Genomic DNA, 22,471 nt, shown 5'->3' with positions numbered 1-22,471 from the left:
CCGCCTTACGGGTCGAACAAGCTTGCGATGGCGCCCGGCGCTTCAGGGTCTGGCGCGCGCAGCGTGTAGACGGGGCCGCGAAATTCCATTGCCGCGATTTTTCGCGCGATCTCGGCATCGTGCAGATAGGCCGCGATGACCACGGCTGCCATGCCGGCAAGACGTTCTCCGCTCGGCGGCTCGATTGCGATCTCGCCTGCGGGTCCGTAGACGCAGCGTCCGGCGTAGGAGGTGGTGTCATCGAACATTGCGTCGAAACGCGTGCTGTCCTGGTAGAGGCCGAGCAGGGCCTGCGCATAGGCGTTGGCGCCGTAGAGTGCGATCGGGCCGTTGATCGCAGCGAGACGCTGCGCTGCCCGCGCGCGCCGTTCGGCTAACGCCGCGGCAAATTCCGAGGGCGAGATATCGAACGACGCGCGGGCTTCACGCGCGAGCGGAGTCACCGCACGCAGCAGGAAGCCCATGTCGTGTCCCTGCTTGATGTCGAAGACCTCTTCGATCGCAAACCCGGCGCGTGCGAGGAGCCACTCCATCTCGCCGCGCCGGTAGTAGTGCACGTGCGGATAGTGGAAATCGACGATCGAATGGCGGCGCAAGATGTCGTCGGCACTCGGCAGCTCGAGATAGGCGATGCCGTCGTCGGCGAGGCTTGCGCGAAGCGCGGCCAGGAACGGCGCGGGCTCCGGCACATGCTCGAGGACCTGGCGGCACACCACCGCATCGAAGCGACGGCCGGCCAACGCCGGGGCTGGGAACATCGCGCGGTGCAGCATCACGCCGGTACCGGCAAAGCGCTCGGCACCGAGCGCGCGGCTGGGTTCGACCAGATCGACGCGCGCCGATCGGCGTGCCAGCGCCAGCGATAGTGCCCCGCCGCCGCCGCCGACCTCGAGCACGGCGGGCCCTCGCTTCAGATGCCGCATGATCAGCGCCGCGGTCTCGTCCACGGCCGCGATCATGCCCGCGCTCACCGGCTCGTTGGTCAGCACCAGCGCGCCATAGAGCTCATCGGCTGCGTCAGCGTCGAAGGCCCGGTTGGAGAGATGTCCGCACGTGCTGCACGCCGCGATGTCCAACTGGCCGAAGCCACTGGCGTGATGGGCGACGCCGGACGGCCGGACCGCGTGCATCGGGGTACGCGCCACCGACCACACCGTTACCGCATCGCCCAATCCGCAGACGACGCAGCGAAGCGGCGTGGCGGCGGGCTCTGTCATCTAGCGCCAGGCCTCGATCGGCACCGGATGGTCGCGGCCGCCTTCTGCAATCTGGCGCGCCATCACCATTGCCTGCTCGATACAGTCGTCGATGTCGAGCCCGTAGCGATAGCTGCCGGCGCGGCCGATCGAATAGACGTGGTCGGGCATCAGCGCATAATATTTGCGCGCCAGCTCCTGCTCGGACAAGAACGGCAGCGGATAGTGCTTGCCGTTGTGCGATGGGATCTCCATGCCGACGAGGCTCGTCGGCGATTTGTGATGGGTGAACTGCTTGTATTCGACGAGCCGCGTGAACGCCTCGTCATTGGCGTAATAGAGGAAGTAGACGTGCTCGGGGAAGACGTGCTCGGTCGGTAACACGATCTTGTGGAAGTCGCGGCCGATGAAGGCGAGCTCGCCATGGCAGCGACCGAACGGCTCGTCCGGCGAGATGGTCGAAATGATGACGTCATATGCGTGCTTCTCGCCGCCGAACCAGACCGCGCGCGCCGGCAAATCGTAACGCTCGATGCGGGTCGACAGCAGCACGCGCGCGCCTTCGGTCGCGACGTCGAAATAGCGGTTGTAGCCGTCCTCCGCGTGAGGATAGGCCGACCATGCGGTGTCCCACGCGGCGCGCGAGCCGCTCTTGATGGTGACGCCCTTCGGCGACCAGTTGAACGTGTCGATGCGCTTGTTGTCGTCGACCAGCCACATCTTCTTGTTGTACTTGTCGATGAGCTTGTCATAGAGCGTCTGGCCGACCGAGCCGACCCAATATTCCTCGAGGTTCTTTGCCTCCGCGACGCCGCGCGCCGACTGGCGCTCAGCGGCGATCTTGTGGCGGTCGGGCATCAGCGCGATGTCGTCCTCGTGGATCGGATAGTTGTAGAAGGCGTTGTCGCGCTCGACATAGGTGATGAACTGGTGGTCGGCGCAGGAACGCAGGGGAACGATCGCGTCCATGTAATCGTATACGGCGCGGTTCTGGGTCAGGAAGTGGCGCGGGCCGAAGGTGTAGGGATGACCGCCGTACCAGAAGGTGCGCACGCCGGCGCCGAGGAACGGCGCGGCCTCCACAATCGTGACGTCCCATCCGCCCAGCTTGATGAGCTGATGCGTTGCGGCGCAGCCGGCGATGCCGCCGCCGATCACCAGAGCTGTCTTCATCCGTCCCGTCCAGTCCCCACACGAATCGGCAAGTCGCGCCGGTCCAAGTCATGCCGGTATCGGCGAACGGCCGGACCGCGTCAATCGGGCTCGCCGGCTTGTCCATGTTCCGCCGGGGCCACGCAGAATGCGACGGCCGCGCCAACGTCGGCAAACATCCGGTCGGGCACCGGCGGCGCCTGGTCCGGATAGCGCTCGACATCGCGGCAGGCAAAGCCGGTGCGCACGCCATAGGTCTTCAGTCCCATCGCGCGACCGGCGCCGATATCGCGCAGGCTGTCGCCGATCAGCACGGAGCGGCCGAGGTCGATGCCGAAATCGGCAATGGCCCTGCGAAACAGCAGCGTTCCGGGCTTGCGGCATTCGCAGGCGATCTGGAAGTCCGGCGCGCCGCCCGGCCTTCCCCGCTCCGGATGGTGCGGGCAGAAATAGATGGCATCGACGAGGCCGCCGTCCTGCGCCAGCAATTCGCGGACCCGTGCGAAAATCGTCTCAAGGCCGGCGAGCGTGACAAAGCCCTTTGCCACCTGGGCGCGGTTGGTGACGATGATCGCGAGATAGCCGGCCTCGTGCGAAGCCCGCACGGCCTCACCCGCGCCCGGGATGAGCCGCACGTCATCCGGCCCCAGCACGCCATGGCCGCCGGGCTCCTCGTTCAGCACGCCGTCGCAGTCGAAGAAGATGGCAGGGCGCATCAGGCGGATTTTCCGGCCGGTTCGGTATGCTTTTAGTGCGTCACCTGGACGGAGCGAAGCGAAAATCCCATATCCAAACCCTATTGTGCTGCGCGTCGTCCGCGGTCTATGAGCTGCGGCAAAGCCGCCATCCATGGAGATTCTATGCCAGCCCCAGGCCAAAGCCCTGAGCGGAGCGCGAAGGCGCTGCTGCTCGAAGGCGTCAATGACAGCGCCGTCGACCTGTTCAAAAGCGCGGGCTTCACCAATGTCGAGCGGCTGACCAAGGCGCTGGACGGCGAGGCGCTGCGGCAGGCGCTCAAGGGCGTGTCGCTGCTCGGCATCCGCTCGCGCACCCAGATCACGGACGACGTGCTGGAGGCCGCCGATGGGTTGCTCGCGGTCGGCTGCTTCAGCGTCGGCACCAACCAGGTCGATCTGTTAGCGGCGCGCAAGCGCGGCATTCCCGTGTTCAACGCGCCATTCTCCAACACGCGCAGCGTCGCCGAGCTCGTGATCGGCGAGATCGTGATGCTGCTGCGGCAGATTTTTCCCCGCTCGGTGTCGGCTCATGACGGCGGCTGGGACAAGTCCGCGACCGGCAGCCGCGAGGTGCGCGGTCGCACGCTGGGCATCATCGGTTATGGCAATATCGGTTCGCAGCTCTCGACATTGGCCGAAGCGATGGGCATGCGGGTGATCTATTACGACCGCACCGACAAGCTCCGCCACGGCAACACCGAGCCGGTCGATAAGCTGGAGGAACTGTTGGCGCAGAGCGACGTGGTCAGCCTGCACGTGCCGGAAACGCCGGAGACCGCCGGCATGATCGGCGGGGCCGAGCTGCGGGCGATGAAGCCTGGCTCGTTCCTGATCAACAACAGCCGCGGCACCGTGGTCGATCTCGACGCGCTGGCGGCCGCGCTGCGCGACGGTCATCTTGCGGGTGCCGCCATCGACGTGTTTCCGGTCGAGCCGTCCTCGAACGCGGAACGCTTCAAGAGCCCGATGCAGGGCCTCGGCAACGTCATCCTCACGCCGCATGTCGGTGGTTCGACCGAGGAGGCGCAGGAGCGCATCGGCGGCGAGGTGGCGCGCAAGCTGGTCGACTTTTTCATCACCGGTTCCACCATGGGCGCGGTGAATTTCCCCGAAGTGCAGTTGCACTTACGCCCCTCCGGCGCACGCTTCAGCCACGTTCACCGCAACGTGCCGGGCATGCTGCGCCGTCTGAACGAGGTCTTCCTCCAGCGCGACATCAACATCGCCGCGCAATATCTGGAGACCGCGGGCGACCTCGGCTACGTCGTGCTCGATGCCGACCTCGGCGGCCAGGATTCGGCGACGTTGTTGGCGCAAATCCGCGGCCTCGATGGTACGATCGGGGCGCGGCTCGTGTTCGAACACTAAACGGCGAGAGCCCCACGTTCCAGTTGCATTCCGCCGCAAAGGCTCTCTACACTGCGCTGCCGTCTTCGACGCGGATGTGACAAATCGCGTCGAATTTGAGTTTCAGTTGCGTGGGTGCCGCCATGGAACGGGACGCCGTACTGATCGATCTCGCGCTTCAGGGCGGCGGTTCGCACGGCGCCTTTACCTGGGGCGTGCTCGATCGCCTGCTGGAGGAAAAGTGGCTCACCATCGCCGCGATCTCCGGAACCTCCGCAGGCGCGATGAATGCGGCTGTGCTGGCCGATGGCTGGACAGCCGGTGGCGCCGAGGGTGCGCGTGATGCGCTCGAACAATACTGGCGCCGTGTTTCGAAGGCCGCGGCCTTCAGCCCGCTCCAGCGCTCGCCGCTCGACCGGCTGATGGGGCGCTGGACGCTCGATACGTCGCCCTTCTACATCCTTACCGATCTGATGTCGCGCGTGCTGTCGCCCTATGACCTCAATCCGACCGGCTACAATCCGCTGAGCAAGGTTCTGGCCGAGAGCATCGATTTCGAGCGCCTCGCGCGTTCGCCAATCAAACTGTTCATCACCGCGACGCGCGTACGCACGGGGCGCGGGCGGATCTTCCGCAACGCGGAGATCACGGCTGACGTGCTGCTGGCATCGGCCTGCCTGCCGACCATGTTCCGCGCGATCGAAATCGACGGTGAAGCCTACTGGGACGGCGGCTTTGCCGGCAACCCGACGATCACGCCGCTGATCCGCGAGAGCGACGCGCACGACACCATCCTGGTGCAGATCAATCCGACCGAGACGCTCGAAGAGCCGCGGACGGCAGCGGAGATTCTCAATCGACTGAACGAGATTTCGTTCAATTCGCCGCTGATGAAAGAGTTGCGCATGATCGCGCTGCTGCGCCAGGCTGCCGACCCTGGCAGCGGCGAAGGCGCGCGCTGGGCGCAGATGCGGACGCACCGCGTCAAGAGCGACATGCTGGCGAAGTTCGGCGCCTCATCCAAGCTCAACGCCGAATGGGAGTTCGTCTCGATGCTGCGCGCCGAAGGACGTCAGGCGGCCGAGACGTTTCTCGACGAGCATGGCGCGGATGTCGGCCAGCGCACGACCGCCGATCTCGACGTTCTCTTGTCGGAGTGCTGAGACGTGGGCCTTCTCGGCATTCTGGTGGGGCTCGGCCTGCTCGTGCTCTTTGCCTTTCGCGGCTGGAGCGTCCTGCTGCTTGCGCCGTTCGCGGCCCTGGTGGCGGCGTGGTTCGGCGGCGAGCCGCTGCTGGCGAACCTGACGCAGGTCTTCATGGTGAACGCGGCAGGGTTCCTGGCGCAGTTCTTCCCGATTTTCCTGCTCGGCGCCGTCTTCGGCAAGTTGATGGACGATAGTGGGGCGGTCACGTCGGTTGCCGGCTTCATGGCGAAGCGCCTCGGCGAGCGGCGCGTGATCCTGGCGGTCGTGCTGGCCGGTGCCATGGTTACCTATGGCGGCGTCAGCCTGTTCGTCGCGTTCTTCGTTATCGTTCCGATGGCCCGCTCGCTGTTCCGTGCGGCTGCGATTCCCCGGCGGCTGATCCCGGCGGCGATCGTGCTGGGGACGTCGACCTTCACCATGTCGGCGCTGCCGGGCACGCCGTCGATCCAGAATGCGATCCCGATGCCGTTCTTCGGCACGACGCCGTTTGCCGCGCCGGGCCTCGGCATCATCGCCTCCCTCATCATGTGTGGTGCGGGATTGTGGTGGCTGCATCGCGCCGAGGCCGCGGCTCGCCGGGCCGGAGAAGGCTATGGCGAAGACGTCGAGGATGGGACGGAGTACGTCGTCGATGACGAACTGGTCCGTGAACACGCGACGAGGGCGCGGGAGTTCGATCCGGCCGAGATTCGGCATGGACGGCGCAGCGAGGCATCTTCTCCGGTAGTGAGTGCCATCCTGCCGCTGGCCGTCGTCGTCGCTGTCAATCTCGCGATGTCGCTCCTGGTGCTGCCGCGGCTCGATGTCTCGTATCTGAGCGAGCAACGCTTCGGCGAGACATCGTTGGCCGCGGTCGCAGGTGTGTGGTCGGTCAGCGTCGCGCTCGGCGCGGCCATCGTCACGACCATCATCCTGAACTGGACCCGGCTTCCCTCTCTGCGGCAGACCATGGACGCCGGAGCCAATGCGTCGGTCCTGCCGGCGTTGAGTGTCGCCAGCCTCGTCGGATTCGGCGCGGTCATCGCGGCACTGCCGGCGTTTGCGACCGTGCGCGACTGGGTGCTCGCGATCGAGGGCGGTCCGCTGGTCTCGCTTGCGGTAGCGACCAACATTCTGGCCGCGCTGACCGGCTCGGCATCCGGCGGCCTGACCATTGCCCTCGACGCGCTCGGCCCGACCTATGTCGAGCTCGCCGCGCGCACCGGCATCGACCTTTCGCTGATGCATCGCGTCGCGGTCATCGGTTCGGGAACGCTGGACATCCTGCCGCACAATGGTGCGGTGGTCAGCCTGCTCGCGATCTGCGGCCTGACCCATCGCGACAGCTATCTTGACATCGTGATGGTGGGCATCGTGACGTCGCTCGTGGCGCTGGTGGCCGTGATCGCCCTGGGCAGCGCGCTCGGATCGTTCTGAACGGAATGACAGCGTGAGCGATTGACGGCAGGGCGAAGGTTGCATTGAATGCGGCCAACTGTCGAACGCAACAAAATCGAGAAAACCGGGTGGAAACGATGGCGCGAATGAGTGCAAGGCTGTGTGCGTTGCTCCTGGGTTCGGCGGCGGCACTGAGTGCGGGTACTTCGTCCGCGGCGACGCTGGCGGAGGACGCCGATACGGCCTGCAAGGGCTTCGTCGGCGGCACTGACGCCGTGAAGATCGATTCCGCGACATTGCAGGCGCCGTCCACGCTCGCCGTTGCCGAGCGCGGGCCGACACCATCGGGGCGCGTCACGCCGGCTAATCCCGCCTTCTGCAAGCTGCTCGGCCATATCGACCCTGCCGATCCCAAGGCGCCGCCGATCAAGTTTCAGGTCAACCTTCCCGTCGAATGGAATGGGCGTTCGGTCCAGTATGGCGGCGGCGGCTTTAACGGCGTGCTGATCACGGGGCTTGGGCTGCCGCCGGCCTATCCCTTCGACAAGCCGTCGCCGCTGGCGCGCGGCTTCGTTACCTACGGCACCGATTCCGGTCATGAGTCCAGACCGGGCGAACCGCCGCAGCTGTTCGCGCTCAACGACGAAGCCTTCGAGAATTTTGCTCATCGCGCCTACAAGAAGGTGCGCGACGCCGCCGTTACGCTGATGGAGCGTGCCTACGGCAAGAAGCCGGAAAAAATGTACTTCATGGGCTCGTCCGAGGGCGGCCGCGAAGGCCTGACCATGGCGCAGCGCTATCCCGACGATTTCGACGGGATTTTCGCACGCGTGCCCGTCATCAACTGGGTCGGCTTGCAGCATGCCGGCACCCGTTCCGGCCTCGTCACCATGGGTGAGGGCTGGATCAACCCGGCGCAGGTGAAGCTGGTCGGCGATGCGGTGCGGGCGGCTTGCGACAAGGCCGACGGCTCTGACGATGCGCTGGTGCAGGATCCCGTCGCCTGCAAGGCGGCGTTCAAGGTCGAGACGCTGCGCTGCGCGAGCGGAAAGACCGGCGATCAGTGCCTGACCGAGGCGCAGATCAAGGCGGTCGATACCTTGCATGCGACCTACAAATTCCCGTTTGCGCTGGCTAACAGTCTCGACGACTATCCGGGCTGGGGCGTCTCCGGCGAGGATACGCCGGCGATCGGGCCGACCGGCGGCTGGCTCGCATGGTGGCTCGGCACAGCCCCGCCGGCGCAGCCGCCTGCACCCAACAACGGCATCGCCTGGATCTACGGCGCCGGCGGCATTCAATATGTGTTCGCGCGCGATCCCAAGCTCGACGTCACCACCTACAAGGTGGAGGAGCACAAGGCACGGCTGCTCGAAGTATCAAACCTGATGGATTCGACCGATCCCGATCTCAGCCGCTTCCGCGCCCGCGGCGGCCGGCTGATCATGCTTGAGCACATGTCAGACTATGCGCAGAGCCCCTACGCCGGCATCCGCTATTTCGAGAGCGTCGAGCGCAAGCTCGGCAAGGCCGAGACCGCGGAGTTCGCGCGGCTCTACACCGCGCCCGGCGTCGATCACGTCGGCTCCGGCGCGCCGGCCAATGTCGACATGCTGAGCGCGCTGGTCGACTGGGTCGAGAAGGGCAACGCACCCGGCGACCTGGAGGTCACCGAGCAGAAGGTCGAGGCGCCGTCATTTGCAACGCTTCGCGCGATGCCACTGTGCCGCTGGCCGGCCTGGCCGCATTACAAGGCGGGTGCGGTGACGGAGGCGGCAAGCTTTACCTGCGCGCCGTAACGAACGGCGCGCAGCTCCGGCGAGGCGTCACCCCGCTGCCATCGCCTGTGCGCCTCCCAGCAATCGCGCATTGAGCCGGCCGCCGGAGAACAGCATGTCGTCCAGGGCTTCGTCGATATCGGCGGAGATGACGGAGTTGCCGCCATCGCGTGCGAGGCTCGCCTGCGCCAGCCGTCGCATCAATTCCTTGATGAATGCGCAACTCGTACCGTCACTGCGCCGGGCCGCCTCGGCGACCACCGCGTCCTCGATCGGCAGTCCTTTGCCGTAGAGCCGGACCAGCTTGTCGCGGCCCGTCTCATCAGGAAGCGGCACTTCGATGGCTTGGTCGATGCGACCGGGGCGACCGGCGAGGGCGCCTTCGAGATCTTCCGGCCGGTTGGTGGTCAGGACGAACAGGATGTCCGCATCCTCCTTCAGCCCATCCATTTCGTTGAGCAACTTGTTCAGCATGGATTCCTCGCACGGTCCCATGTCATCGCGATCGCGAGCAATGAGATCGACATCCTCGATCACCACCATCGAGGGCTGAAGCAGTCGCGCCAGGCTCATATAGGCACCGAGAAGGCCGATCTGCTCGGCGGTGATGATCAGCGTCGTATGTCCGGGCAGATGCGTTGCGAGGTAGCGGATGGTGTGGGTCTTGCCGGTGCCGGGCGGTCCGTACAGCAAAATGCCCTTGCGCGTCGACTGGCCGAGCCGGCGCAGCTGATCGCGGATGCCGACAAAATTCAACACGTTGCGATCGAGCAACCGAAGGGTCTGCTCCGGCAGGATCACCTCGTCCCGTGCAACCGGCGGCAAACGGTGCACGGTGATGCCGCGCGAACGGCCGCGATAGTCGCTGTCGGCATCAAGCGAGAGGATCTTGCCGCGATAGGTCCGCGCAGCCTGTACGGCCTCTTCCAGCTCACTAAAGCATTGCTGGACGAGCGCCGCGCCTGCGGAACCTGACGGCACCAGGATCTCGATCCGAATTCCCGGCTCGCGGCTGTACTCGCGGTGCGCGCAGAGCAAAACCGCATAGCGAAGACCATCGTGCTCGCACAGCCATAGTCCGTTATCCAGACACTTGACCGGGCTCTTCTCGCCGACGTCGACGTCGGAATATTGCAGCGGGGCAATCGCGAGCGCATAGCGGCCCTCCTTGAGGAGCCGCGACACCGATAGCGTTTCATAGCGCTGCTCCTCGTTCAGCCCGAACAATCTGACGGCCTTGCCGAAGAGCCGGTCGACCGCGGCCTGGACGTCGACCCGCATATGGCCCGGAAACTGCCGGATCGTGGTGACAAGCTTGCTGCGCGGGACCTTGGTAAAGTGCCAGTCCATTACGTCGCAGGCAAAATCGAACTCTTCTTCCGCTTCATCGGCCTTGTCATCTGCCGCGCGCATGCAGTCGCTGCACAGCCAGATCGTACGGCTTCCGATCCGTACGTCCATCCGGCCTTCGGGCTTGCCGCAGAGCTCGCAGGGCGTCTTGATCGCCTCGAGCGTGATCCGAAGGCTGTGACCTTGCAGGGAAACGCGTTGCTGCGCCGATGTGAACAAAGCTTCCGCGACGGATTGCGGATAGGGCCCGCAGACCGCCTTTTCTTTCTGCTCGATCTGAGTGATCAGCGCAGCCGCTTCGCGTTCCGACTTGCCGAAAACCTGACGGAGCAAATCGATGACGAACTGATCCGGAGTGTCGTCGTCATTGTGAATGACGAGTTGGGCCGGCTCGTTCTCACCACGCGTACTCATCACGACATGCTCCATGGCAATCTAAGATTGAATGGAACATATAGGGAACATAGAACAATGCGGCCGTCAAGTGTGGCGGCCGCATTAAATTGGCGATCGGCTCTCGAACCCTTTAGTGCGTGCCACCCCCGCCGGCCGCCTTGACGCGCCGCGTCAGCAGCACCGCGATCGCGGCGAGCACCAGCACCACGCCGATCACCGCAAACGTGTCGGAATAGCCCATCACCAGCGCCTGACGCTTGACGGTCTTGCCGAGCGCGATGATGGCCTGCTCACGCGCGGCGTTGGGGTCGGGCACGCCGTGGGCCATGAAATAGTCCGTCAGCTGCGCGATGCGGGTGCGGACTTCTTCGCGGCCGAGCGTGACGGAATGGCCGATGATGTTGGAGTGGAACTGCTCGCGCTTGGTGACGATGGTCGCGAGCACCGCGGTGCCGATGGCGCCGCCGAGGTTACGCATCATGTTGGAGATGCCGGAAGCCGCGGGCGCATCCTGCGGCGCGACGCTGCCGAGGCTGAGCGCAGAGAGCGGCGCCAGGGTGAGCGCCTGGCCGATCGCACGCACGACGTTGGGGACGAAGAACTGATCGCCGGAATAGTCGAGCGACATCATGATGTTCATGAAGGAGCTCGCGGCGAACAACAGCAGGCCGACCGTTGCGATATAGCGCGCGTCGAACCGCTGCATCAGCTTCGGCACCAGCGGAATCAGCAGGAGCTGCGGCAGGCCGGTCCAGGCCAGCACGTTGCCGATCTGCTCGGCATTGTAGCCCTGGACTTGGCCGAGATAGGCGGGCAGCAGATAGACCGAGCCGAACAACGCGAAGCCGAGAAAGACCGCGGCGAGCGTGCCGACGCCGAAATTCCACTGCGTCAGCAGGCGCAGGCGCAGCAGCGGCTTTTCCACCACGAGCTCGTTATAGATGAACAGCGACAGGCTGATCGCGGCGATAATGGCCAGACGCACGATGAAGGGCGAGCCGAACCAGTCGTCCTTGTTGCCCTCCTCGAGCACGGCCTGGAGCGACGCGAGGCCAACCGCCATCGTCGCAATGCCGAACCAGTCGCCTTCGCGCAGCAGCCCGAGATTCATCGGCTGGCGCTCCAGCGTGAAGAACAGGATGGTCACCATGATTGCGGTGGGCAGCACATTGACGAAGAAGATGGTCTGCCAGCCGTAATTCTCGGTGAGATAGCCGCCGATGGTCGGGCCGATCGCTGGCGCAAAGGTCACGGCGAGCGAAAACATGGCGAGCCCGATCGGCTGCTGGCCCTTCGGCAGCTTGGTGAAGACCAGCGTGAAGGCCATCGGGATCAGCACGCCGCCGAAGAAGCCCTGGAGGCCGCGCATCGCGATCATCGAGGGCAGGTCGTGGGTGAAGGCGCAGGCGACGGAGAATGCCGCAAACAGCGTCGCGAAGCTCAGCATGATGTTGCGGAAGGAAAACATCCGCGACAAATAGTCGGTCAGCGGAATCACGATGATCTCGCCGATCAGATACGACGTCGAGATCCAGGAGCCGTTGTCGACACCGGTGCCGATGCCGCCCTCGATGTTGAGCAGCGAGGCGTTGGTGATCTGGATGTTGAGGATCGCCATGAAGGCGCCGATCATTGCCGCGAATACCGCGATCCAGATCGTTGCGCTCGCCCGGTTGGGATCGGCGGCAGTGCGCTCAGGCGTCGCGGCCGGTATTGCGGGTGCTGGCGTCGAGATTGAGAGGCTGTTTGACATGGCACGACCCTCCGGAAACAAGCTTTGCTTTCGATGTTGTTTGGGGCGTCGTTGCCGCTTGCGCGGTCGGCGCTGAACGGGTTGCGATCGTCGGAATCACGGACATGCCGGGCCGCAGCTCGATCGCAGGCGCAGTCTCGGCATCCAGCGCGATCTTCACGGGAATGCGCTGCACGACCTTGGTGAAATTGCCGGTGGCGTTGTCCGGCGGCAGCAACGCGAATTCCTGGCCGCTGGCCGGCGCGATGGAATCGACGTGCCCGTGCACCAAATGGCCCGGGAACGTGTCGACCTCGATCTCGACCTCCTGTCCGGCGCGGACGTGGGTGAGCTGGGTCTCCTTGAAATTGGCCACCACATAGGCGCCCTCGGCCGGCACGATCGACATCAATTGCGTGCCGGCCTGCACGTATTGGCCGACGCGGAGCGTGCGGTTGCCGACGACGCCGTCGATCGGGGACACGATCGTCGAGTAGCCGAGATTGAGCTCGGCCTGATGCTGGAGCGCGGCCGCGCGAGCGGCGGCGGCCTTGGTCTGCGTGATCTCGGCCTTCAGGAGCTCGACCTGCTTGAGGGCTGAGGCGAGATTGGCGGTGTCGCGCTGGATCGAGGCCTCTGCACCGGCGTTGCGCGCCTGTGCTTGCTGCGCGTTCTGCACGCTGCCGTAGCCTGTTGCCGCAAGGTCGGTGTAACGCTTGTTCTCCTGCTGGGCGAACATCTGCGTGGCATTGTCGACATCGATGGTCGCTTTAGCCGCGGCGATCACGGTGTCCTGAACATCGAGCTGGGCCTGTTTGCTCGTCACCGTTGCATTCGCAGCGGCGACATCGGCCTTGGCCTGATCGAGGGCGACCCTGAAGTCGCGGTCGTCGATCCGGGCCAGCACCTGGCCTGCCTTCACATGCTCGTTATCGCCGACCAAAACGCGGTCGAGATAGCCGCTGACCTTCGGCGCGATGGTGGTGTTGTCGGCCTTCACATAGGCGTCATCGGTGGAGACGAGGAAGCGGCCGACCGTCCAATAGTCGTAGCCGTACCAGCTTGCGCCGGCCAGCGCGGCAGCCGCCACACCCACCAGCAACAGCTTGCGAAGGCTGAGCTTTTGACGGCGGGCCGGGGATGGCACGGCGGGCAGGACGCCCTCCGGCGGCAACGTGGGAACCACGGTGGATTCGGTCTTGGGCGGGGCGGTGTGCACGGTCATGGCCGGCTCCCTGAATTAGGAAACTTGATAATTTCCAAAATAGGATTAGCTTCGGGACTGTCAATAGAATGACAGGCATCATGTAAAGACATGGCTCAGGCAAAATCTTCGATGGCAGAATCTTCAACGGCCAAATCTTCAACGGAATACCGCCCGCGCGGGCGGCCGCCAGTGCGCAGCGACGAGGAGACGAAGCGGATCGTGTTCGACGCCGCGCGACACGCCTTCGCCGTCGATGGCTATGCCGCGACCAGCACCGAAGAGCTGGCGCGCGGTGCTGGTATCTCGACCAAGACGCTCTATCGCCTGTTTCCGGGCAAGGCTGCGCTGTTCGAAGCGATGTGCGCTGATCGACTCGAGCGGCTTCTGTCCGCCGTCGATCTCCAGGCCAGCGGCGAGGTCGATATCGAAACGGGACTGCGCGCTGCGCTGCTCGCCTGCGCCGATCTGGCGCTCGATCCGGAAGTCGTCGCTTTGCAGCGCATGGTGCTCCAGGAATCGGCCGCGTTCCCAGATCTCGCTGCGAACTTCTACAAGAACGGCATTTCCCGCACCGCCACCACACTTGCGCGCTGGCTGCGCGCCCAGGTGAAGAAGAAGCTGATCGCGCTAGATGACGTCGACGAGGCCGCCGGCATGCTGATCGGCATGGTCGCCTCGGCGCCGCAACGTGCGGCGATCTATGGTGGCATGCCGCTGCCGTCGCGCAAGGACATCGAGGGACGCGTGCGAACCTGCGCGGCCCTGTTCCTGGACGGCTGTCGCGCCGCATCGGCCTAGCGGTAGCCCTTTGACAAACCTCGTCACCTCCGTTATCTATTTCGCATGCGAAATAAAGAGACCGCGGCGAGGCATCACCGGCTGATCTACCTGCTGAGCGTCGCGCAGCGGCGGTTGCAGCGCTGGATGGCGGCGCGGCCTGAGAATGAGGTGACGCCGGCGCAGGCGGGGCTGCTGTTCATCCTCGGCAAGCAGGACGGCATCTTGATGGGCGAGGCGGGTGCCGCGCTTGATCTTGGGCCGGCCGGCATTTCCGGCCTCGTCGACCGCACCGCAGCCGCAAAGCTGGTCGAACGGCGCGCGGATAGCGAGGACGGACGTGCTTGGCGCGTCTGGCTGACGTCGAAAGGCCGCACTGCACTCGCGCAAGCGAAGGCGGGCGCTGCCGAGGTCAATGCGGCGTTGACGGAAGGATTTACCGGCGCGGAGATCGATATTGTCGCGCGCTGGCTGACGAGCATTCAGGATAAATTCCCAAGAGGAGAGACCAATGACTGAGCATGTCCGGATCGAGAACAACGGCGGAATTCTCACCCTTACGCTGGCGCGTCCCGACAAGAAGAACGCGTTGACGGATGCGATGTATGGCAAGCTTGCCGACACCATCGAATCCGCCGAGCTCGACGCGTCCGTCCGCGTCATCCTGATCCGCGGCGAGGGCGACATGTTCACGGCCGGCAACGACGTCGGCGAGTTCGCGGCTGTCGCGGCGGGCAAGTCGGAAGGGAGCCGTAACGTCGTGCGCTTCCTCCAGTCGCTGGCGCGCAGCACCCGGCCACTGGTGGCAGCTGTGCAGGGCCGCGCCGTCGGCGTCGGCACCACGATGCTCTTGCATTGCGACCTCGTCGTGCTCGCCGACAACGCCCAATTGTCGACGCCGTTCGTCAGCCTCGCGCTGGTGCCGGAAGCTGCCTCCAGCCTGCTGATGCCGGCACGCATCGGCTATGCCCGCGCTTACGAGATGTTTGCGCTCGGCGAAACCGTGCCGGCCAAGTCTGCGCTGGAATGGGGGCTCGCCAACAGGGTCGTGCCGCTCGACAAGCTCGATGCCGAGGCGCTTGCGCTCGCCCAACGTCTCGCCCGCCAGCCGGCCGGCGCGCTCACCGCCACCAAGCGGCTGATGCGCAATGGCGAGGCGCTGGTTGCGCAGATGAATGCGGAAGGCGAGCACTTTGCGCAGCGTCTACGTACTGCCGAGGCGCGCGAGGCCTTCACGGCGTTTGCCGAGCGCCGTCCGCCGGATTTCACCAAGGTCGCGTGATGCCGTAACCTACTAAAAGAATTGGCAAATCTGGAATTCTTGCCAATTCGATTAAAGCCTTAACGGAACATTGGCATGTCGCTGTGCAAGGTGGCCTCTCGCGAAGAGTAGGCCCCGTGACTCATGGCAATGTTTAAGAAATCGGTAAGTTCGCTTCTCCTGACGCTGATGGCCCTGCTGGCGGCCGGTGCGCTGGCCTCTACGGCAATCCAGATGGTCGGGGCTTTCGGCCGCTACAGCGACAGTCTTGAAACTGCGCGACTTGCCGCTGCTGACAAGTCGATCTTCCAGGGCGTGCTCGCACTGCGCAACAATCGCGGTGACGCCCAGAGCGCGCTGCTCGGCGAGGATGACGCGCGAGCGAAACTCGAAACGGCGGAGAAGGCCGAACTGGCCGGTTATGAGGCTGTCGGTGCGGCCCTCGCCACTGTCGATTTCGCTCGACGCGACGAGTTCGCGAGCACGCTGAAGCAGCGCTGGACTGAAGCCGCGCCGCAATTCCAACTGTTTTATGATGAGGCCAAGCGCCCGCGCGCCGAGCGCAAGATGGAGCGCACCGGCGCCTGGTATGATGCCGTCACGAAGGTGATAGATACGGCCAACCTTGCTTCCACCGCGGTCTCGAACCGCGCCTGGATGAACGATCCCTTCATCGCGCGCATGATCCAGGTCCGCCGCCTCGCCTGGCAGGTGCGCGACCGCTACGGCATCCAATGCTCGACGCTGCGTCCGAACGTCAACACCAGCAAGCCGCTCGACGAGGCCCAGAAGCAGACCCTGGCGAACTGGAACGGAGTCATTGCTGCGGGCTGGTCCGGCATGGACGACCTGCTGGCCGCGCCCGACGTGGCTGCGGACATGGTCACCGCCGCAAAGGACGCGCGGGCCAAGACCGACGGCGTACTCAAGCAGATCGGCGATCTCACCAAGAATCTTGACGGCAGCGGCAAGCCAGCGATGGCCGCCGCGGAGTGGAACGTGCTGTGCCAGTCGCCATTCGCCTTCATCGTCGCAGTCGCCACCAAGGCGCTCGATCAGTCGATCGCGCGCGCCGAGACGGTGCAGGCGAAGGCGCTCACCAACCTCGTCGTGCAATCGCTCGCCTTCCTGATGGCGCTCGCCGTGACCTTGGCTGGTGTGTACGTGGTGCGCAATCGCCTGATGCGCCCGGTCCGTGCCATCCTCGACGCCATCGCCCGGATCGGTGCGCGCGACTACGCAACGCCGGTTCCGCAATCCAGATATCCTGACGAGTTCGGCACCATGGCCGCCGCGCTCGAAAGCCTGCGCGAGAGCGCCGCAACCGCGGAGCGTCTGGGCCAGGAGCGCGAATCGCAGCAGGCGCTGCAACTCGCGCGTTCCGGCACCGTGGATGAGGCGTGCCGCAGTTTCGACGACACCGTGCAGGCCGTCATCCACAGCGTTGTCGCGTCGGCCAAGGAGCTCGATGCGACCGCGACCGACGTGCGCACGCTGGTCTCGGAGTCGACCAGCCAGACCGCGGCGGTCTCCAACGCGGCCGAGCAGGCGACCAACAATCTCGAAACCATCGCGGCCGCGACCGAGGAACTCTCCGCCTCCGTCGGCGAAATCTCCGCGCAGGTGCAGTCCAGCGCGCGCGAGGCCCGCGAAGCTGTGTCGCAAGCCGCGCAGACCAACGCCACCGTCGAGATCCTCGACCAGACGGCGAGCCGCATCGGCGAGGTCGTGAAGATGATCAACGCCATCGCCGGCCAGACCAATTTGCTGGCGCTGAACGCCACCATTGAGGCCGCCCGCGCCGGCGAAGCCGGTCGCGGCTTTGCCGTCGTTGCCGGGGAGGTCAAGAGCCTCGCGTCGCAGACGGCAACAGCGACGGAAGAAATCTCCCGGCAGGTCGCCGAGATCCAGGGCGCTACGGGCCAGGCTGTCGCCGCCATCCGCTCCATCGGCGGTTCGATCAGCGGTATCGACGAGAAGATGACGGCGATTGCGGCGGCCGTGGAACAGCAGCGCGCGGCCACCACCGAGATATCGCGCAACTTCCAGCAGGCCGCCCAAGGCACCCGCGAGGTCACCGATACCATCGGTAGCGTCGCCAAACTCAACCAGGAGACCGGCAACGCCGGCACGGTGCTGTCCCAGTCCGTGAAGAAGATGTCGGCCGATGCCGACCGCCTCCGCGTCGCGGTCGAGGGCTTCCTCGGCGCGGTGAAGACCGCATAACTCCCACATTCTCTGTTCCAACGGCGCATGGATCGGCATTGCCGCCGATCCATGCGCCGAGTACATCTGTGACGTCGGGCGCGTGCGGCGACAGACAAGTACATCAGGGACGGAGAGTTCGATGCCGGTGACGCCCCACGACAAGGCCCAGCGCCCCTATCGCGGCGTGTTCCCGGTCGTGCCCACCATCTTCGACGAGCGCGGCGAGCTCGACCTCGACGGACAGCGTCGCTGCGTCGATTTCATGATCGATGCCGGCTCGCACGGCCTCTGTATCCTCGCGAACTTTTCCGAGCAATTCGTGCTCACCGATGCCGAGCGCGAGACCGTGATGCATGCGGTGCTGGAGCATGTGTCGGGCCGGGTGCCTGTGATCGTCACCACCACCCATTTCAGCTCGGCCGTGTGCGCGGCGCGCAGCCAGCAGGCTGAAGCTGCGGGCGCCGCCATGGTCATGGTCATGCCGCCGTATCATGGCGCGACCTTCCGGGTGCCTGAAAAAGGCGTCGTCGAATTCTTCAAGGTGCTCTCGGGCGCGATCAATATTCCCATCATGATCCAGGATGCGCCGGTCGCCGGCACGCCGCTGTCGGTCGAGCTGCTGGCGCGGCTGTCGCACGAATTCTCCAACATCCGCTATTTCAAGATCGAGGTGCCCGGCGCAGCCGCAAAGCTGCGAAGCCTGATCGAGGCGGGTGGCAAGGACATCGAAGGCCCCTGGGACGGCGAGGAAGCGATCACGCTACTCGCCGATCTCGACGCCGGCGCGACCGGTGCGATGACGGGCGGCGGCTATCCCGACGGCATCCGCCAGATCATCGATCCCTATTTCGCAGGCAGACGCGAGGAGGCGAAGGCCGCCTATGAGCGCTGGCTGCCGCTGATCAACTACGAGAACCGCCAATGCGGCCTGATCGCCTGCAAAGTCATGATGCAGGCCGGCGGCGTGATCAAGTCGGACACCGTGCGGCACCCGCTCCAGCCGCTGCATCCGGCAACGCGCGCGGGGCTGTTGGAATTGGCGAAGGAGCGCGAAGCGCTGGCGTTGCGGTGGGGGAAGTAGAGTCACACACTCCGCAGCCGTAGGGTGGGCAAAGCGAAGCGTGCCCACCAACTTGTATGCCGAATAGAGTGGTGGGCACGGCGCTCCGCGCCTTTGCCCACCCTACGAAGGTGGGGCCAGCGTCCACTCGCCGATGATGCGAAACCGCGCCTTGGCATCATCCTGCCTAAACAGCGCGATGCGATCGATCGCGAGCGTATCGAGCTTCAGCCCTGCAAACCTTCCCCGCAGCATCTCCAGAATCGGCGCCCGCCGCTCCGCATCCAGCCGGCCCGTCAGCGTCATGTGAAAGCGGAATTGCTCCATCACATAAGGGTAGCCCCAGCGATCGAGATAGTCGCGCTGACGCTCGCTGAGCTTCTCGGGCTTGCGCCGCGCGCGGTCCTCCGCGCTCAGGGGGGCGCGGAAGGAATCGAAATCGCGGACGCAATCGGCAGCGAGCTGCTGGAGATCGCCGACTGGCTCGGCCGGAATGACGGCGATGAAGCCGCTGATGGAATCGACGACCGGGCGGATCAGCGGAATCGTCCGCGCCCGGTCGGCGAATGTCGCGCAGGCAGCAGTGAGTTCGGCTTCGGTCTTGCCTGGCGCCAGCGCCATCGGCGCCTTCAGCGTGGCGTGAAAGCCGTATTTGCGCGGATCGGCGGTGATGTCGCGCCAGTCCGGTGCCGTGCGCAGCGGCTCTTCCGAAAATGGCATTTTATTGCCGGTGTGGGCGTCGTAGCCGAGCAGTTCCGCGCCGAAGCGCGAGAGCGCACTGTCGGCATCGGCGGCGAAGTAGATCGCGTAGCGGGGGAAACCTGTCATCACCTCAGCATAACCAGTTTATGCCGCAACGACAGTCTCGCGCGGCGCCGCCGCCGCGCCAAGCAACCGCGTCGCATCGGTCAGATGCACCAGCCGACCTGCCGCAATCACCGCAACGAGCCGCGGCCGCAGCGGAATGCTATCATCGACCAGCAAAATATCGGCCCGACGCCCCGCAGCGAGCATGCCGCGATCGGTCAGGCCGGTGGCTTGCGCGGGTGCCGCCGAGACCAGCTTCCAGGCCTCCGTCAGCGGCAGCACGCCGTCGGCCGCGAGCCTGAAAGCGGCAAGCAGCGGCGCGGGATAATAATAGTCCGACGCGAGCACCGAGCAGAGCCCTTTTGCAATCATGTCGGACGCCCTGGTCCAGCCGGTGTGGCTGCCGCCGCGCAGGACGTTCGGCGCGCCGTAGACGATAGCGTCGCCGGCGTTTGCCGCTTCCCGCGCCGTCTCCTCGTTGATCGGAAACTCGGCGAGCGTCACGCCGAGGCAGCGAAAACCTTGGCGCATCGCCGGGGTCGCATCGTCATGCGAGAGCATGCGCACCTCGGCCGCGCGGGCAGCAGCGGCAAGCCGGGTGATCGACGCCGGAACATCGGTGGCGCGCGACACGATGTGCGCCACCAGCGTGTCGAAATCCTCGCTCGACAGCCCGGTGCGCTCCACCATGCGGTTGCGCTTGCGCGGCTTGGCCATGTCGCCGATGGTGCCGTCCATATGGTCGTTGAAGGCGAACAGGTCAACGCGGCCCTCGGCCAGCCATTGGCTGATCTCGTCCTCGGCATCGAGATTGTAGGTCTCGTGCCGCAGGTGGAAGCGGGTGTCGGCGGCGAATTGCGGGCGCTGCCGCTCGATCGCCTCCAGCAGGCGCCGGGCATTGTCGCCGCTGCGAAGGCCCGGCTCCCACGACCAGGTCGTGGCGTGAAACACCGTGGTGATGCCGTTGCTGATGACCTGACGGTCCGTGTCGGCGAGCGCGACGTCGATCGGGAAGTCGACGCCGGCGCGCGGCATCATCTGCCGCTCGAAGGCGTCGCCATGGAGATCGACGATGCCGGGCAGGACCAGCAGGTTGCGGGCATCGATCGCCAGCCGCGCGCGAGCGCGAGACGCATCGATTTGCGCAATGTCCGTTCCGGATACGGCGATTGAAGTTTCGACGAGCTCGGAGCCGATCAGGGCCCGGCCGCCTTCAAGGAAAATGTCTGTCACGCGACCGCGCTTCGTTTGCTGGCAGAGGAATGTGCCCCTGCTTCGTATGTCGTCAGGAAATCTTCAATCGTGAGCTTGCGGAAATCGGGCAGTGCTGCACGCAATTTGTCGTGATCCCAGTCCCACCAGGCCAGCTTCGCAAGCCGTCCCGCAACCTCTTCCGAGAACCGCCGCCGTACGATCCGCGCCGGATTGCCGGCGACGATGGTGTAGGCCGGCACGTCCTTGGTGACGATGGCGCCGGCCGCGATCACCGCGCCGGTGCCGATGTTGCGGCCGGGCAGCAGGATCGCGCCGTGGCCGATCCAGACGTCATGGCCGATATGGACGTGATGCTGGCGCCGCCAGTCGAAGAAGTCGGTGTCGTCGCTCTCACCCGGGAAGTAGGCGCTGGAGCGATAGGTGAAGTGCGCTTGGGTCGCGCGGTGCATCGGATGATTGCCGGGATTGATGCGCGTCATCGCCGCGATCGAGCAAAATTTTCCGATGGTCGTGTAGGTGATCTGCGCATCGTTCACGACGTAGGAGTAATCGCCCATCGTCACTTCGTTCAGGATCGTGCGCGCGCCGACCTCGGTATAGGCCCCGAGCCGGGTCTCATGCAGCTTCGCGGAAGGGTCGATGGTCGGTTGGACCGAAAGCGCTTTGGCGGCCATGGTGTAATCCGAAAGACTGAGGCAGGCGGTTCTCTTCGAGCGACTTGATGACAACGTCATGACGGCGCGATGACAGGGGATGAGGTGTGTAGCATCGCCGCACCGCAGCGTGCGTGTCACACAAGTGTCAAGCGCCGGCGTTAGCGGTTGGTCCCAGCTACTCTGGAGCCCTGCATGCTGGTGGTTGAAGGTCTGACGTGCCGCTTCGGCGCAAAAGCCGCGGTGGACGATGCTTCGTTTCAAATCTCTCCCGGCGGCTTCGTCGGTGTGATCGGGCGTTCCGGCGCCGGCAAGTCGACCATGCTGCGCATGATCAATCGCCTCGCGACGCCGACGCAGGGCCGCATCCTGTTCGACGGCGTCGACGTCACCGCGCTACGCGGCAAGGAGCTGCGGCAGTGGCGGGCGCGGTCGGCGATGATCTTCCAGCAATTCAACCTGGTCGGCCGGCTCGATGTGCTGACCAACGTGCTGATGGGCCGCCTTGCCAAGATGCCAACCTGGCGCTCGCTGTCGCAGACCTGGCCTGAGCAGGACAAGGCGATGGCGATGTCTGCGCTCGAACAGTTCGACATCGCCTCGCTCGCCGCCCAGCGTGCCGATCAGCTCTCCGGCGGTCAGCAGCAGCGCGTGGCGATCGCGCGCGCGCTGGTCCAGCAACCCGACATCATCCTCGCCGACGAGCCGATCGCCTCGCTCGATCCGCGCAATACCAAGATCGTGATGGATGCGCTGCTGCGCATCAACAAGCATTTCGGCATCACCGTGATCTGCAATTTGCACTCGCTCGATCTGGCGCGCAGCTATTGCGACCGCCTGATCGGCATGTCGGCCGGCCGTGTGGTGTTCGACGGCGCGCCGGCGGCGCTGACCGATCTCGTTGCACGTGAGCTCTACGATCTCGAAGCCACCGACGTCATGGGTGGCACGCCTGCGCCGGCGCCCGAAGGTATCCCGGCGCTCGGCACCGCCGCGGCCGCTTGAGCCGCATC

General features: G+C 65.2%; 19 protein-coding genes. 10 read left to right on the top strand and 9 right to left on the bottom strand.

Annotation, left to right across the window (positions count from 1 at the left end):
* Positions 1–5: 5 nt before the first annotated feature.
* The 3 genes from UB31_RS03950 to UB31_RS03940 form a co-directional block, all read right to left on the bottom strand.
* Positions 6–1,217 carry a class I SAM-dependent methyltransferase gene (locus UB31_RS03950; protein ID WP_045009878.1) on the bottom strand — a complete coding sequence of 404 codons (1,212 nt, stop codon included), beginning with the start codon at positions 1,215–1,217 and terminating at the stop codon, positions 6–8.
* Positions 1,218–2,369: a UDP-galactopyranose mutase gene (locus tag UB31_RS03945; RefSeq protein WP_045009877.1), complete on the bottom strand. Its 1,152-nt coding sequence runs from the start codon at positions 2,367–2,369 to the stop codon at positions 1,218–1,220. It lies immediately after the preceding gene.
* Between the two features lie 80 nt (positions 2,370–2,449).
* Positions 2,450–3,064 (bottom strand): D-glycero-alpha-D-manno-heptose-1,7-bisphosphate 7-phosphatase, encoded by a 615-nt coding sequence (locus UB31_RS03940; RefSeq protein WP_050044717.1) that lies wholly within the window; start codon positions 3,062–3,064, stop codon positions 2,450–2,452.
* A 144-nt stretch (positions 3,065–3,208) separates the two neighbouring features.
* Here UB31_RS03940 and serA point away from each other — a divergent pair, with 144 nt between their 5' ends.
* The 4 genes from serA (at position 3,209) to UB31_RS03920 (ending at position 8,813) form a co-directional block, all read left to right on the top strand.
* The gene (serA, locus tag UB31_RS03935) at positions 3,209–4,453 is read left to right on the top strand and encodes a phosphoglycerate dehydrogenase (protein WP_045001871.1); all 1,245 of its coding nucleotides are present in this window, start codon (positions 3,209–3,211) and stop codon (positions 4,451–4,453) included.
* 122 nt (positions 4,454–4,575) lie between these two features.
* Positions 4,576–5,595, top strand: a complete 1,020-nt coding sequence (locus tag UB31_RS03930) for a patatin-like phospholipase family protein (protein ID WP_045001869.1) — start codon at positions 4,576–4,578, stop codon at positions 5,593–5,595.
* A gap of 3 nt (positions 5,596–5,598) precedes the next feature.
* Entirely contained in the window at positions 5,599–7,053 is a 1,455-nt protein-coding gene (locus UB31_RS03925) for a GntP family permease (protein ID WP_045009876.1), read from the top strand.
* A 98-nt stretch (positions 7,054–7,151) separates the two neighbouring features.
* Positions 7,152–8,813 (top strand): tannase/feruloyl esterase family alpha/beta hydrolase, encoded by a 1,662-nt coding sequence (locus UB31_RS03920; protein WP_045009875.1) that lies wholly within the window; start codon positions 7,152–7,154, stop codon positions 8,811–8,813.
* 27 nt (positions 8,814–8,840) lie between these two features.
* On the opposite strand, the gene UB31_RS03915 is transcribed toward UB31_RS03920, so the two are convergent.
* The 3 genes from UB31_RS03915 to UB31_RS03905 form a co-directional block, all read right to left on the bottom strand.
* The gene (locus tag UB31_RS03915) at positions 8,841–10,556 is read right to left on the bottom strand and encodes an ATP-dependent Clp protease adaptor ClpS (protein ID WP_045009993.1); all 1,716 of its coding nucleotides are present in this window, start codon (positions 10,554–10,556) and stop codon (positions 8,841–8,843) included.
* A gap of 112 nt (positions 10,557–10,668) precedes the next feature.
* Positions 10,669–12,291 carry an MDR family MFS transporter gene (locus UB31_RS03910; protein ID WP_082078396.1) on the bottom strand — a complete coding sequence of 541 codons (1,623 nt, stop codon included), beginning with the start codon at positions 12,289–12,291 and terminating at the stop codon, positions 10,669–10,671.
* Positions 12,233–13,495, bottom strand: a complete 1,263-nt coding sequence (locus tag UB31_RS03905; RefSeq protein WP_045009874.1) for an HlyD family secretion protein — start codon at positions 13,493–13,495, stop codon at positions 12,233–12,235. The genes UB31_RS03910 and UB31_RS03905 overlap by 59 nt, the downstream gene beginning before the upstream one ends.
* 171 nt (positions 13,496–13,666) lie before the next feature.
* Here UB31_RS03905 and UB31_RS03900 point away from each other — a divergent pair, with 171 nt between their 5' ends.
* From UB31_RS03900 to UB31_RS03880, 5 genes are all read left to right on the top strand, one after another.
* Complete coding sequence (locus tag UB31_RS03900; RefSeq protein ID WP_349643862.1) at positions 13,667–14,275, top strand: TetR/AcrR family transcriptional regulator; 609 nt, start codon at positions 13,667–13,669, stop codon at positions 14,273–14,275.
* 45 nt (positions 14,276–14,320) lie between these two features.
* Positions 14,321–14,773 carry a MarR family winged helix-turn-helix transcriptional regulator gene (locus UB31_RS03895; RefSeq protein ID WP_045001859.1) on the top strand — a complete coding sequence of 151 codons (453 nt, stop codon included), beginning with the start codon at positions 14,321–14,323 and terminating at the stop codon, positions 14,771–14,773.
* Positions 14,766–15,536, top strand: a complete 771-nt coding sequence (locus UB31_RS03890; RefSeq protein WP_045001858.1) for an enoyl-CoA hydratase — start codon at positions 14,766–14,768, stop codon at positions 15,534–15,536. Before UB31_RS03895 ends, UB31_RS03890 begins: the two co-directional genes overlap by 8 nt.
* 123 nt (positions 15,537–15,659) lie before the next feature.
* The gene (locus UB31_RS03885; protein ID WP_045009873.1) at positions 15,660–17,741 is read left to right on the top strand and encodes a methyl-accepting chemotaxis protein; all 2,082 of its coding nucleotides are present in this window, start codon (positions 15,660–15,662) and stop codon (positions 17,739–17,741) included.
* A 121-nt stretch (positions 17,742–17,862) separates the two neighbouring features.
* Entirely contained in the window at positions 17,863–18,804 is a 942-nt protein-coding gene (locus tag UB31_RS03880; RefSeq protein WP_045009872.1) for a dihydrodipicolinate synthase family protein, read from the top strand.
* Between the two features lie 102 nt (positions 18,805–18,906).
* Here the strand turns inward: UB31_RS03880 and UB31_RS03875 are convergent, their stop codons facing one another.
* The 3 genes from UB31_RS03875 to UB31_RS03865 are packed head-to-tail and all read right to left on the bottom strand — an operon-like array spanning position 18,907 to position 21,479.
* On the bottom strand, positions 18,907–19,611 hold the full coding sequence (locus UB31_RS03875) for a DUF1045 domain-containing protein (protein ID WP_045009871.1): 705 nt from the start codon (positions 19,609–19,611) through the stop codon (positions 18,907–18,909).
* Positions 19,612–19,629: 18 nt separating this feature from the next.
* Positions 19,630–20,823 (bottom strand): alpha-D-ribose 1-methylphosphonate 5-triphosphate diphosphatase, encoded by a 1,194-nt coding sequence (locus UB31_RS03870; RefSeq protein WP_045009870.1) that lies wholly within the window; start codon positions 20,821–20,823, stop codon positions 19,630–19,632.
* Positions 20,820–21,479 carry an LbetaH domain-containing protein gene (locus UB31_RS03865; RefSeq protein ID WP_045001960.1) on the bottom strand — a complete coding sequence of 220 codons (660 nt, stop codon included), beginning with the start codon at positions 21,477–21,479 and terminating at the stop codon, positions 20,820–20,822. The genes UB31_RS03870 and UB31_RS03865 overlap by 4 nt, the downstream gene beginning before the upstream one ends.
* Positions 21,480–21,653: 174 nt before the next feature.
* Between UB31_RS03865 and phnC the strand changes: the two genes are divergently transcribed.
* The gene (gene phnC, locus UB31_RS03860) at positions 21,654–22,463 is read left to right on the top strand and encodes a phosphonate ABC transporter ATP-binding protein (protein WP_045009869.1); all 810 of its coding nucleotides are present in this window, start codon (positions 21,654–21,656) and stop codon (positions 22,461–22,463) included.
* Positions 22,464–22,471: the final 8 nt, after the last annotated feature.

This window comes from Bradyrhizobium sp. LTSP849, from assembly GCF_000938255.1.
Classification (GTDB): Bacteria; Pseudomonadota; Alphaproteobacteria; order Rhizobiales; family Xanthobacteraceae; genus Bradyrhizobium.
This window is presented reverse-complemented; position numbering and strand designations above follow the sequence as displayed.